Raw genomic sequence first — 13,499 nt, 5'->3', positions numbered from 1 at the left:
ACACGCTGGAAGTTGCATTTGATTCCGCTGTGGGCTTAACCACTAGTGATGGGAAGGCCCCCGACGGTTTCGAAATCGCAGGAGTGGATCAAATTTACCATACGGCCACGGCTCGCATCAACGGCAGCAAAGTAACTCTTAGTTCCCCGAATGTGACTGAGCCTACGGCCATGCGTTTTGCTTGGAGCGAGACCGTCGGTCCTAATCTGAGAAATGGAGCCGGCCTCGTGGCTTCGGCTTTCCGCGCGGCTGAACCGACGCCTCCGGTCTTCATCAACGACCCGATCGACAAGCCTGACGCGTCTATTGATTGGGCTTACACCAGTTCGATTGCCACCGATGCCGCTGATTTGAACGGTGATCGGCTAAGCTTCACGAAGCTCAGTGGTCCGGCATGGTTGAACATCGGCAAGGATGGTTCTCTCGCTGGGACACCTGAGCTGTCCGATTCGGCTGCCAACGGCTTTACTGTGAAAGTGGAAGACGGTAATGGTGGATCGGCTACTGCGACGCTGAATATTAACGTCATAGAGGCGCCTAGCTTGATCGCAAATTTCGACTTTCAGACCTACTCTGTAGGCGACGTAGGTGGAGGAACAAAGGAAGGTGCTGAGGATAGAAAGTACAGCGCTGGCAACTTCACTCCCCCAGCGGGCGTGACGCTGTCGGGAATCAGATTTACTGTCGCAGATGCTAATGCGCATCAGAACAATATCCAACTAAGCAATTCTTCAGCTATAGCAGCCAATGGAACTGTTCCAGCTGGAGATTCGGTAGATAAAACGTATCGTGCAGATTTCGACACTTCCGCTCCGGTGACCGTTTCATTCGATGTTACGCTGGCTGCTGGTTGCTCGCTGTCGAACGCTGTTGTAAGTTTCGGGCACAAATCCAAGAGACGAGGGACATGCAAGTTCACGGTGGACGGGGGCGTGATCGACGCTGCAACAGCCTTGTCGGCGGTGAATCGCTGGACCCAGCCACAATCAAGTAGCACGATTGCAGGACCGCTCTCCGGTACGTTTACTGTGACGATTGAACTGAGCAATACCCAGAAAAACGGGTCTATATTCCTCGACGACTTCCAACTTAATGGTGATCTTACTTCTCCGCAGCAAGAATAATCTACAGGCTTTGCCTCCGAAGCCAATCAATGAAAGCTGTGCTGCGGAAGTGTAGGTCTACAGTTTTAGTTTTGTCGATGTGGTCTCCGACCCCAATGAAGCCCCTTTAGGTCTTTCCAAGCTGCGTGGTCCGGCGTGGTTGTGTGTTGTAACGGGTTGCACGCTGTGTGGGGCTCCATGAGAATGCGATGTCAGAGCCAGGGGCTTTGCTGTTCAGGATGCTGTGATCGACGGTTCCGATGCGGCGATGCCCTCTTTCACATCATCCAAACGCAGGATGGTCGGCGACGACTTTTGTGGTCATTGTTTCCTTCAATTCATCAATAGGGATTGCTTGCGTCTATGAACCTATCAAAATCTACTTTTATTACATGTGTTGTGGCTAGCTCAGGTGTTGCCATGGCCGATGTGAAACCGGCCCGATTATTTATGGATCACATGGTGATTCAACGCGAAACGCAGGCTCCGGTCTGGGGCTCTGGGGATGCTGGAGAAAAGGTAACTGTGACTGGTAGCTGGGGTGAATCGGCCACGACGACGGCGGATAAAAACGGTCAATGGAGCGTTAAACTTCAAACGCCAAAGGCCGGGGGGCCTCACACAATCACCTTTCAAGGGGAAAATAATGTTCAGCTTAAGAACGTATTGTCCGGTGATGTCTGGTTGTGTTCTGGTCAATCGAACATGGTATGGCCTGTTTCAAAGTTGGGAGATTCTGCAGAGGTTATCAAAAACGCGAATTACCCGCAGATCCGGAGCTTTATGGTAGACAGTAAACTGTCGCTAGAGGAACTGGACGACTGTGGTGGTGCGTGGGCTGTTTGTTCTCCGCAGACGGTGCAGGATTTTTCGGCCACCGCCTATTTTACTGGGCGCGAACTTCATAAGAACTTGGATGTTCCTATTGGATTATTGACCAGTTGCTATGGCGGAACGTGTATTGAAGGTTGGACTCCATTGGCAGAACAGGCAGATGATCCCTATGTCCAGAAAAAGATGCCCGAAACGGACCCTGCGGCAAAGGGTAAGAATCGGAACTATCCCGGGAATTTATACAACGGCATGATCCATCCGCTTCAACCATTTTCGGTCAAGGGTGTGGTTTGGTATCAGGGCGAAAATAATGCAAACTCGGGTATGAATTCGGCGTCGCATTACCGTGTTCAATTGGCTCGCCTTGCACGTGGGTGGCGCAAAGCATGGGGCCTGGATTTCCCGTTTTATGCAGTTCAATTACCCAATTTTAAAAACCCGCAGGTCGATCCAGTGGAAGGGTATAATGCTTGGGCGATGATCCGCGAGAGTTTTGTTCATGCTGCTAACAACACAGCGGATCTGTTTACCTGCACGATGATCGACCTAGGTGGAGCTGGGATCCATCCCCAAAATAAGCTCGATGTGGGCCTTCGCATGGCTTCGACCATTCTCAATAAAACCTACGGAAAGGGGACTCCGACCACTCCATTCATGAAGTCGTTCAAAATGGAAGGAGGCAAGGTGGTTATTAGCTTTGACTACACAGGATCAGGACTCGTCGCTAAAGGTGGTAAACTTAAAACATTTGCAATCGCCGGTGCCGATCGGCAATTCGTCTGGGCCGATGCTGAAATTGTCAACCGCGATGGCGTCGAGTGTGTGGCCGTCAGTTCAGCTGAAGTAAAAGAACCGGCCTCGGTGCGTTACGCCTGGGCGAGCAACCCCGCCGAATGCAACCTTTTCAGTAAAGAGGGTTTTCCAGCATCGCCGTTCCGTACGGATGACTGGAAACCTGTTAAGCCTGAGGAGTCCCCTGAGAAAAAGACGTCTAGCAAAAAGAAAAAGAGGAGGAAGAAACGATAACTCAAGATTCTTTCTTGTTGAGAGCGCAAACAGGCGAATCTATAAGATATAACAATGAAGTTCAAAACATTTAAAATCGTATTCGCAGCAGCTGCTTTGCCGTTTTGTGCCATGGCGGATGTGAAGCCGGCTCAAATATTTATGGATCACATGGTGATTCAGCGCGAAACACAGGCTCCGGTCTGGGGAACCGCGGATGCCAGTGAGCCGGTAACCGTAACGGGTAGTTGGGGCGAATCCGCGCAGACGGTGACCAGAGCAGACGGAACATGGCGCGTCCAACTGCAAACGCCGGCCGCCGGAGGACCGCACACGATCACCATTAAAGGGAGCAACAGTGTCGAGCTGAGGGACGTCTTGTCCGGCGAGGTTTGGGTTTGCTCCGGGCAGTCCAATATGGATTTCAGCCTTAAGATGCTCTCAAAGGTCGTTCGAAATGAGGCGTACAAGTCGGTCAATGATTACCTTAAGCACGAAACCGATACCGCTGACGACCATCTGCTCAGGCAATTCACCGTCAGTCGGCAGTCTACGAGGACGAACCTGAAGGGCGAGTGGATTCTCACTAAGCCAGAGCAGGTTAGTGCTTTCACGGCAACGGGGTATTTCTTTGGGCGTGAGCTTCGCCGCGAACTAAAAGTTCCCGTGGGGCTGATCAAAGCGTCGGTCGGCGGCACCGTGATCGAACCCTGGATCCCTGAAGAAGGCTTCCAGAGCACGCCGGAAATGACTGCGTTTATGAATGCCCCGCATAAGGTGCCCAGGCATCAATCTCCGACATACCTGTTCAACACCATGGTCCGTTCGGTGATCCCTTATGCCATCAAGGGAGTGATCTGGTACCAGGGGGAGTCCAATCAGAAAAAGAGACCCGCACTGTATGGAACCCACTTCGAAACCTTGATTACCTATTGGCGCAGGCTCTGGGGGCAGGGCAATTTCCCGTTCTACTATGCTCAATTGGCCAACTACAAGGGAATCAGCGATGAACCGGTCGAGTACGATAACTGGGCGCTGATCTGCGAGCAGCAGCGACGGGCGCTGGTCCTGGAAAATACCGGCATGGCCGTACTCAATGATATCGGGGATCCCAAGGACGGGCACCCCAAGAATAAAATCGATGTGGGCAAGCGGTTGGCGGCCTGGGCCTTAAAAAAGGATTATGGGGTCAACCTGCCGGTCTGGAGTGGCCCGCTCTATCAGAGTCATGAGATTCAGGATGGTAAGGTGACTATTCGCTTTGATCACGTCGGTTCCGGCCTGATGACAGGCAGCAAGCACCTAATGGAAGCGACGAAGGCAACCAACGATCCGCTCCAGCGCTTTCAGATCTGCGGTAAGGACCGCAAGTGGCAATGGGCAGATGCACGGATAAGCGGCAAAGATACGGTTGAGGTCTCTCATGCGGACATCGCGGAACCGACCATCGTCCGGTATGCCTGGTCGATCAACCCAGAGGGTGCCAACCTCTACAACCGGGAGGGCTTCCCTGCATCGCTTTTCACGACCGAGGCCGACCTACCTGCGGCTAAGCCGGAAGAACCTTCTGAGAAAAAGCCGTCAGACAAAAAGAAAAAGAAGAAAAAATAAGTCAGACGATGTCTTATTGAGAGTGAGCCGTCGAGTCGGTTCAACGGACAAATTAAGTTACATATAAAAGATTAGATCAAATGAGATTAAAGGTATCAACAATCGTATTAGCAGGAGCGGCTTTGCCACTTTGTGTCATGGCTGAGGTCAAGCCGTCTGGACTGTTTATGGATCACATGGTGATTCAGCGTGAAACCCAGGCCCCAGTCTGGGGAGCGGCTGACCCTGGAGAAAAAGTCACGGTGACCGGTAGTTGGGGCGAATCGGCCACGACGACGGCAGGTAAAGACGGAAAATGGAGGGTTAAACTCCAAACGCCGAAAGCCGGAGGGCCACACTCGATTACCTTCCAGGGGGAAAACAGTGTTGAGCTTAAAAACGTACTTTCCGGTGACGTCTGGTTGTGTTCAGGGCAGTCGAACATGCAGGTTACGCTGAAGACAACGACTGGGGCTTCAAAAAATATTGCAGACGCCAACTATCCTAATATCCGCATGTTTAGCGTGGAACGTAATCCGGCATTGAAGGCAGCGGATGACTGCGGTGGCGAGTGGAATGTTTGTTCACCGCAAACTGCTAGTAAGTTTTCGGGTGTCGCTTATTTCACGGGGCGTGAACTGCATAAGAATCTGGATGTCCCGATTGGGCTGATTTCCAGCTGCTGGGGCGGAACCGATGTTGAGTCCTGGACACCATGGGGGGATCAAGTAGAGGATTCGTTTGCGCTGGCAATGAAATCCAAGCTGGACGAAAAAGCGCAAGGATATTCCCCTGAGAAGGCTCAGGCTGACTACGAAAAAGACTTGAAAAAATGGGAGAATAAAAAGCGGGGGCGCAAGCCAACGCTCATGGGGGACCCACGGATGAAGCAAAACTATCCCGGCAATTTATACAACGGTATGATCCACCCTCTGGCGCCCTTTGCTCTTAGGGGTGTCGTTTGGTATCAAGGTGAGAATAACGCGCAAGAAATGGCGGAGGCAGAGCATTACCGAGTTCAATTAGCTCGCATGGTTCGCAGCTGGCGCAAGGTTTGGGGGCAGGGTATTCCTTTTTATTCCGTGCAGTTACCGAACTTTAAAGACCCTCAGGTGAACCCCGTGGAGTTGGATAATGTCTGGGCGATGATTCGTGAGAGCTTTGTGCATGCTGGTATCAACACACCGGATGTGTTTACCTGTAGTATGATCGATCTAGGTGAAGCAAAAAATATTCATCCCAGAAACAAAGAGGATGTCGGTGTCCGTATGGCCTCGACCATTCTGAATAAAACCTACGGCAAAGAAACGCCGACCACGCCATTCATGAAGTCGTTTAAGATAGATGACAGTAAGGCGATTATTACCTTCGACTACACTGGCTCAGGTCTGATGGCGAAAGGCGGTAAGTTGAAAACTTTTGCGATCGCTGGAACGGATCAAAATTTCGTCTGGGCAGATGCCGAAATTGTCACCCGTGATGGAGTTGAGTGTGTGGTTGTAAGCTCAGCAGAAGTGAGTCAGACAGTTGCCGTCCGTTATGCGTGGGCCGATAACCCGGCCGAATGTAACCTCTACAGCAAAGAGGGCTACCCTGCATCACCATTTCGGACCGACGACTGGAAGCCGCCAGTATCTGAGCCAGCTCCAAAGAAAAAGAGTCGCAAAAAGAGAAAATAACAGTAACTTGACTAAGTGGAGAACCTAAAAAAGAGGTGCGTCTCCCATAATTTTTTAAATAAAAAGTATGCTAGAATCAGCGGTGGATGTATCATCCATACGCAGGATAGACAGTTTTGTGCTGTTGATCTCATATTTCATCCGTAAGAATCAAAAAAACGAATTATAGAACATGAATAAGAATTTTTCTAAAATGGCAATGGCTACAATCACTGTCTCGGTTGCTGTTTTAAGTGGAGCTACCTCTGCAGTAGCGGCACCGAAACCAAACATTGTCCATATTCTAATTGATGATCTTGGTTGGCAGGACGTTGCTTGCTACTATCGCACACACCATAAAAATGAGCCATTTTATGAGACTCCGAATATGGACCGACTGGCCGAGAGTGGGATTCGTTTCATGCAAGCCTATTCTCCGGCGATGACTTGTGCTCCCTCGCGGGCTGCCTACATGACCGGCCAAGTGACCCCGCACAATGGGGTCTATCACGTCAATATGGGCGGGCGCATTCCGCGGGCACGTAAAGATGATCGCCCACAGATAGATCCTTATTATTTTGCACGTGTTATGCCCGGTAAACCAGCCATTCCCAAGATGCTAAAGCAGGCTGGGTACACCACTGCACATGTTGGTAAATGGCACATTTCAGGGACTGGGTATAACCCAGGGCCCTTAGATCTGGGGTTCGACTTCTCGTTTGACAAGGAACACAAATACAATGACCCCGAAATCTATGATGCTAATGATCGAAAGCAGGCTAATTTTTCAGGTCTATTTCTGCAGCCGAAGAACCGTCTTAAAGATGCATTTACTGATCCGCGGTTCCCTCTGTTAGAGGATGATCGTCCCTATGACAGCATGACTGATCTTTCACAGCGCTGGATCAGTAAAGTCTCTAAGAAGGATAAGCCGTTCTTCCTAAACCTTTGCCCGAGTCTGGTGCACGGGCCAGTGATGACCCGCGATAAAAAACGGCTCACTCATTACTGTGAAAAACTAGGCATCCCATTCCCTACCGATCAGGGATCAATTTCCGATCCTGACAAGCCGGGTCAGCACAATCCGTATTACGCGAGTATGGTGGATTCAGTTGACTGGATTGTCGGTCAAATCATCACAACGCTGGAGGAGACCGATGACGCGCGCAATCCTGGGCACAAGCTGATAGATAACACTTATGTGTTTGTTAGCTCCGACAATGGAGCTTCACAAAATCTGGGTAACTGGAAGAGCAGCGATGGCAAACTCCGGCGTGAAAAGGTCAGTGATAATGCGCCTTTGCGTCAAGGAAAAGGCTGGGCGTATGAAGGTGGCTGCCGGATTCCGTTCATTGTGATGGGACCGGGAATTAAGCCAGGTAGCATCAATAGAGAGACTCCCATCAACTTGATCGATTTGTTTCCGACCTTTATGGGGATTGCCGGACTGGAAAACGACGGTTCGCTGGACATCGACGGCTGTGATATCTTTCCCGTTATCATGGGACAGGAAAAGGTTGCTAAATTCCATGAGGGAGCACCACGAGACACGCTTTACTTTCACTACCCAGTTCTCAGAGGTGCCTTTTCCACTATTCAGAGAGATAACTGGAAGTTGATGAAAAATACTGGGATACATGAGAATGGTGCACCGGAAATTCAGTTATTCAACTTGAGTGAGGATCTCAGCGAGAAGATCAATCTGGTCGAGAAACATCCCGAGAAGGCTCGCATGCTGCAGGCAGATCTAGAGTCTTGGCTGGAAAAATATGATGCAGGTGTGCCGTATAATAATGCTGACTATAAGAAGGGGGATCTTCCAGGGCAGGGCAGTGTGCCTGCAGTGATCAGTCGTGGGTCAGAAAATGATAATGTCTGGGCAAGCTTCGAGACCGGCGCCCGAAAGGCTAAGGTAGTAAAGGCATTTTTTCTTTATAGTGTGAATGGCTATGTACGTAGCCCTGACGAAGAGTGGTTCCTAGCTCCAGCCGAATTATTAGACGACAAAGTGGTTGCAACTGTACAACCGGGAATGACTCACGGAATCTTCTGCTTGATTGACGAGAATAATTTTCTGATCTATTCTGAGCCAGTTCCTACGATGCAGGAGATTGGGACATTCAAAGCCATGGCGTTCACACTCAAAGACGGCTTTGCCTACAAGCCGGGTCTGTTCTCTTTAATTCAGCTCAGTGAATCTGCGCTCAAAGGGTTAAAAGATCAGGATACCGCAGCTCTAGAGAGCTCACTTCAAGCAGCAAAGGGAGTGTATGCGCATTCGGTTGAGGAGAAAACATATGCCACGGCTATCCGAAATCTTCGTAGAGAATTAGCCAAGTTTAAAGGCGTTGTAGATGAGGCTGATCGTGACTGTTTGCACTACTTTCCGAGAGATTAGCCTTTTAGCTGGTTTGTCGGAAATGAGTACTGTCATCCAAACAGATGATTCCCCAATTATGAATTAAGTGTAACAGTGGATGATGGCTTTAGGCTGAGTATCTTTTTAAAGCTAGATTAAATAGGAAAAGAATAATTCATGATGAAATATATTTTACTGCCACTCTTACTCACAAGAGTGGCGTGGGGGGCTAGCGAAGGCGAAACATTGTTCAAAGCGAATTGCGTCGCATGCCACCAAGCGAGTACTTCTGATGTGGGGCCATCACTCTTTGAAATCGCTAAGATTTATAAAAAAAATAAGGCTGGCCTAGTGTCATGGGCTATAAAGCCCGGGAGGAAGCGCAAGGATGGTATCGCCATGCCTCCGATGGGCTTCGTGGGTGAAAAGAACCTAGAGTTAATTGCAGAGTATATGCTCAAGGCTGGTGCAAAAGCTACTAAGGGTAAAAGATCGAAGAAACCAGCATTTAAGGAGAAGTTGGGTGCTGTTCAGCGGGCATTTATGCCTAATTCGAGTCCGGTATCGATTGCAGTGGCATTGCCAAATGGGGTTTCGTACTGTTGGGATGCAGACAATTGCTATATTCGCTATTTTTGGAATGGTGGGGCTGATTTTGTTGGGCATCTTACAGGTAGTGGAAAATCAATACCTACACTAGATTCACCAGCTTTTTATACGGTTCCGAAGCAGCCCTTTTTTAAGGATTCTTCAGACCGTGAATTTCTCGGCTATGACATCGGTGCTGACGGATTACCTAAATTTCGTTACCGTCTGAGCACATTCGAAATTCAAGAATATGTTGAGTCACGTGGGTTGGATATTTTGTGGCATTACAAGATAAGAGGTAATGGGGTCTTAAGGTATGATTTGCCTGAAATCGAAGGTTACAAAATATCGGTTAGTGAGGGGAAGGTTGACCGTGGAATATTAACGTTGAACCCAAGCACGATGGAGAAATTTACCATTAGCTTGATCAAGGAAGGAGTTAGAAAATGAAGAAGCGACTAATTATATTTATGCTGCTGGCAGGACTCTCATCCATTTGGGCAGAGGATTCCTATAAAATTGAGGATATAGTCCTGCCTAAGGGGGTTGATCCCCAGATCGGGGCCTTGGCTTTCATGCCAGATGGCCGTTTGATGGTTTCTTTCAATTACGGAAAGGTCTTTGCTTATAATCCCTCCACCAAGAAATGGAAATTGTTTGCTGAAGGCTTACAGCTGCCGCTTGGTATGCTGGCCCTGAATGACAAAGAGGTTTTGGTGATGCAGCGGGCTGAGCTAACCAAGATGATTGATCATGACGGAGATGGTGTGGCCGATTCCTTTGAGAAGGTTTATGACGGCTTTGGTGTGTCTGGAAATTACCATGAGTATGCCTATGGGCCTATTAGGGATAAAAATGGCAACTTATATGTAGCGCTGAATGTTGCATCGAATAATGGAGGCATCACACCTGAAGTGCGTGGGGAATTCAAGAGTTTTGATGCTAGTCAAAAGCAGCTGGCAGGGAAGTTTAAGAAAAAAAGTGTCAGTCGTATGTATTCCTGCGTGCCTTATCGAGGGTGGGTTATAAAGATTAGTCCAGACGGTACGGTGACCCCGTATGCCAGTGGTGTCAGGTCACCTAATGGCTTGGGTTTTGATCATAAGGGGCGTTTGTTGGTGACTGATAACCAGGGTGACTGGATGGGGACAAGTAAGTTGCATCACATCGAAGCAGGAAAGTTTTATGGTCACCCTGCATCTCTCGTTTGGGATCCTAAGGTCGATGGGGACCCGATGGAAATCCCTGTGGATGAACTCAATAATATGCGCACTCCAGCGGCAGCAGTCTTCCCGCATGGTTTGATTGCCAACAGTCCTACCCAGCCTTTGCTTGATGATACTGCTGGGAAGTTTGGTCCTTTTAGTAATCAGATGATCATTGGTGAAATGAACCAATCTCATTTAGTACGTTTCATCCCGGATGAAGTTGCTGGCTCTCTGCAGGGTGCAGTCGTGCCCTTTTTGAATAAGACATCTTTGGGTAAGGGGAACAACCGTTTGGCATTTGCCCCTGATGGTAGTCTGTGGGTGGGCAGAATTCACCTCAAATGGGCTGGGAGTGAAGGTCTAAAAAGGATTGTATATACTGGTAAGCCGCCCTTCGAATTGCTTGGGCTCAAGCTTACGGCAGATGGTTTTGATCTGACATTTACCAAGTCGTTAGATCCTGCGACAGTGAAGCAACTTTCTGCATCTATGCTTAAGTGTTATTTCTACGAGTATCATGAAGCATACGGATCAAAGCAAATGGACATGCAGAAGGTGGTTGTGAGGGAATCCAAGTTGAGTAAAGATGGGAGATCTCTATCCTTTACTCTTCCCGAGCTAAAGGAGGGCTATGTCTATGAATTCGATTTGAAGGCGCTAAAGAATCAGGCTGGTCAGACACTAGTAAGCCCAGTTTTCAGTTATAACTTAATTCATAAACTTAGGTAAGAGTTCGATTCTATCTAGGTCGTCCAGTGCCCATAGCCGATTTTTTCGAGAGGATTCCGATGTGAAGGGTTGTAGCATGCTGAGCCTCTAACGAAGAGGTGCCGTGTTTAGCGCAGTAATTGCGAAGTCTTACCTTGAAAGGGTCTAAGCGCTGTCGATGCGAGCTATCCAGCCATTCTTAGTATCCAAATATCCTGCGGTGTATGTGATCCTTTCGAATGGCTATGATGGTCTGATCTAATTGATTTTGATACCCTTTGATTTAGATTGCCACAGTAGCTCTTTGGTGGGCTAATAATATCTATTAGCCATCGATCATCTGCTGTGGTTATCGTATTGCTACTGGTTCTCCTTGTGCTGCGTCAGACTCGTCACTCCGCAAAAAAAGGCGTGTGTTGCTGCACGCCTCCATTCTAAAATATCGCACTTAAGAATATAGAGCTTGGGTTGCCTCTTCTCTTCTTTGAGTGGAAAATTGTTTGCCTTTAAGTGGGGCCGTATTTGTGTGACTTTTTAGAGGTTTGTTTCATGCTTAGGCTGTGCTTCCAAGCCTTGAGCTGGATCTCGTCAGTCCACCTGATCGGGTGGTTCTCAAAAGGCTCTTTGAGCTGCCACATCTTGATATAAGCGCGTAAGTATTAGATTACAATCATCTCTAACTAAGGGGTAATAGTTGGGTTATACCCCAATTTTTTATCCACTGTTTTTCTGTTCATACGGCGCTGAGTGGCAAGCGCACCATCTACTCTAATCTCGACGAGGCTTATCTTGGTTGCCTTATCATTTTCAAGCGTTATCACTTCATCATACAAGCTATTCTTTAGGGGTTACAATTTCTTCTCAAGTGCCACCATTGTAGGTAATGACATTGGTCGATTTGGTGACCGTGAGATTCAGAACGCTTCCTACCCGGAGGATTAGATTCAATGCAGCAGCATCATTTTTGTTGGCAGTTGAATTAGGCCAAGACAACCGAAAGAGCCGATAAGTTTTGTGCTTATATTGGAATGAAAGGTGTATATGTATATTGAGATCTGGCCGATGAGTTAAATATTTCAAGATTTCATTGAACTAGCTAAGGACTAGGTGAATGTGTATGCTCTCAAAGCGACTGTTACCTATAGCTTGGTGTGAAGGGGGTCGGCTCCTCTCCCCAAAAAAAGGATAAGTGCAACACTGCATGCCTCCAGTCTAAAGGCAACACACTCCAGTATATGAAACCTGAAGAGTCTATTCTTAATCATCTGCCTGTGTAGAAAAATAGTATAGTGCTTACTTGCGACGACGTAGGATCAAAGCAATTCCGCCAAGGCCTAGCAAAGCAGCAGAGCTTGGCTCTGGGACTGCCGTTAGGTCGCCTGTCAATATGAAATCGTCATAGCGGGATGTGCCTAGATTTCCATCAGTCTGAGTGAAGTCGACTTTTACAGTAAAAGTGTCAGTAAGCGCAGTTGCAACCGTTTTGTTGCTATTAGCATTGAAATTCCATATGCCACCATCCGTAATATTGTTATTACCTTCAAATGTGTCGGTGCCATCGATGCCGCCCACGGTGACCGTGTAGGTGATGTTTTGATTAACATCATATCCGAAATCCAAGTTCCAGTTAGTTAGCTCCCAGCCAGAAGTCAGAGTAACATCGAAGGATGTGCTGATTGTTACATCAGAAGTAGTAGCATTTGAAAGCTGAGCTCGGTAGACTAGGCTTCTTATTTCGCTAGATAGATCATGTTCGTCGAGTTCGTTCTGATTGGCATTTGCACGACCAACCGTCCACGTCATTCTTGACAGGGATTCAACACCTGTGATGGAAGGTGTGTTGTCATCAAACCATCTATCTTCAGTCCCGCCATCGGTCACTGCAGGGTTATCGCCATTGTATGTATCCACATACAGACCCCCATTTTCAAAGTCGTATTTTGCGATCAATGCTGCTTGCGAGGTAGCGGCTAATGCACCACCTGCACACAGAGTGCTTAGTGCGATTTTACAAATGTTGCTTTTAGTTTGTTTCATATATGTGTGGTTTATTGTTTTGGCTTAGTTGGCAGCATGGTGCGAAAGGTGTATATAATAGGATGCGAGTCATCAGCTTAGGACATGCGGGTATGATTCTGAAGGTTAACAGAGTATGGTACATTAAATAGCATAAGTAGCTAGAGGTCACTAAAAAAATAGGTTTTATTTATTTTTAAAAGAAGTGTCGTCAATACAAGGTGAGATCTACTGGGTTTTCTACCATAGATGCCTTGAGCCGTTGTGCGTAAGCATGCTTGGAATGAGGTGATACTTGTATCGACCAGTATCGAGTGTGCCCGGAAATGTCTTAAGAGCGCAGCGCCAAGTCTAAGGCTGCGCAAGCTTTTGTCTGTAAAAGCTCATTTAGGTTAGGGCTGAAGCTGATATTTTTTTGTTGTTTTAGTTG

9 protein-coding genes are annotated in these 13,499 nt (G+C 48.0%); 7 read left to right on the top strand and 2 right to left on the bottom strand.

From position 1 onward, the window contains the following. From ABGY95_RS01030 to ABGY95_RS01000, 7 genes are all read left to right on the top strand, one after another. Nucleotides 1-1,124: putative Ig domain-containing protein (locus ABGY95_RS01030; protein WP_347439819.1), on the top strand; the 1,124-nt coding region annotated here is incomplete at its 5' end. Between the two features lie 342 nt (nucleotides 1,125-1,466). Continuing rightward, the gene (locus ABGY95_RS01025) at nucleotides 1,467-2,963 is read left to right on the top strand and encodes a sialate O-acetylesterase (RefSeq protein WP_347439818.1); all 1,497 of its coding nucleotides are present in this window, start codon (nucleotides 1,467-1,469) and stop codon (nucleotides 2,961-2,963) included. A gap of 54 nt (nucleotides 2,964-3,017) precedes the next feature. Continuing rightward, nucleotides 3,018-4,553, top strand: coding sequence for a sialate O-acetylesterase (locus tag ABGY95_RS01020; protein WP_347439817.1), 1,536 nt, complete (start codon nucleotides 3,018-3,020; stop codon nucleotides 4,551-4,553). Between the two features lie 80 nt (nucleotides 4,554-4,633). Continuing rightward, nucleotides 4,634-6,211, top strand: coding sequence for a sialate O-acetylesterase (locus ABGY95_RS01015; protein WP_347439816.1), 1,578 nt, complete (start codon nucleotides 4,634-4,636; stop codon nucleotides 6,209-6,211). A 172-nt stretch (nucleotides 6,212-6,383) separates the two neighbouring features. Further along, the gene (locus ABGY95_RS01010) at nucleotides 6,384-8,588 is read left to right on the top strand and encodes a sulfatase (RefSeq protein WP_347439815.1); all 2,205 of its coding nucleotides are present in this window, start codon (nucleotides 6,384-6,386) and stop codon (nucleotides 8,586-8,588) included. Nucleotides 8,589-8,726: 138 nt separating this feature from the next. Continuing rightward, a complete protein-coding gene (locus ABGY95_RS01005; protein ID WP_347439814.1) occupies nucleotides 8,727-9,587 on the top strand; it encodes a c-type cytochrome in 861 nt (286 codons plus the stop codon). Next, nucleotides 9,584-11,074, top strand: coding sequence for a hypothetical protein (locus ABGY95_RS01000; RefSeq protein ID WP_347439813.1), 1,491 nt, complete (start codon nucleotides 9,584-9,586; stop codon nucleotides 11,072-11,074). The genes ABGY95_RS01005 and ABGY95_RS01000 overlap by 4 nt, the downstream gene beginning before the upstream one ends. 485 nt (nucleotides 11,075-11,559) lie before the next feature. Here the strand turns inward: ABGY95_RS01000 and ABGY95_RS00995 are convergent, their stop codons facing one another. Next, nucleotides 11,560-11,691: a hypothetical protein gene (locus ABGY95_RS00995; protein WP_347439812.1), complete on the bottom strand. Its 132-nt coding sequence runs from the start codon at nucleotides 11,689-11,691 to the stop codon at nucleotides 11,560-11,562. A 655-nt stretch (nucleotides 11,692-12,346) separates the two neighbouring features. After that, complete coding sequence (locus tag ABGY95_RS00990) at nucleotides 12,347-13,090, bottom strand: PEP-CTERM sorting domain-containing protein (protein WP_347439811.1); 744 nt, start codon at nucleotides 13,088-13,090, stop codon at nucleotides 12,347-12,349. Nucleotides 13,091-13,499 lie beyond the last annotated feature (409 nt).

It is taken from the genome of Rubritalea sp. (genome assembly GCF_039830215.1).
Lineage (GTDB): Bacteria > Verrucomicrobiota > Verrucomicrobiia > Verrucomicrobiales > Akkermansiaceae > Rubritalea.
This window is presented reverse-complemented; position numbering and strand designations above follow the sequence as displayed.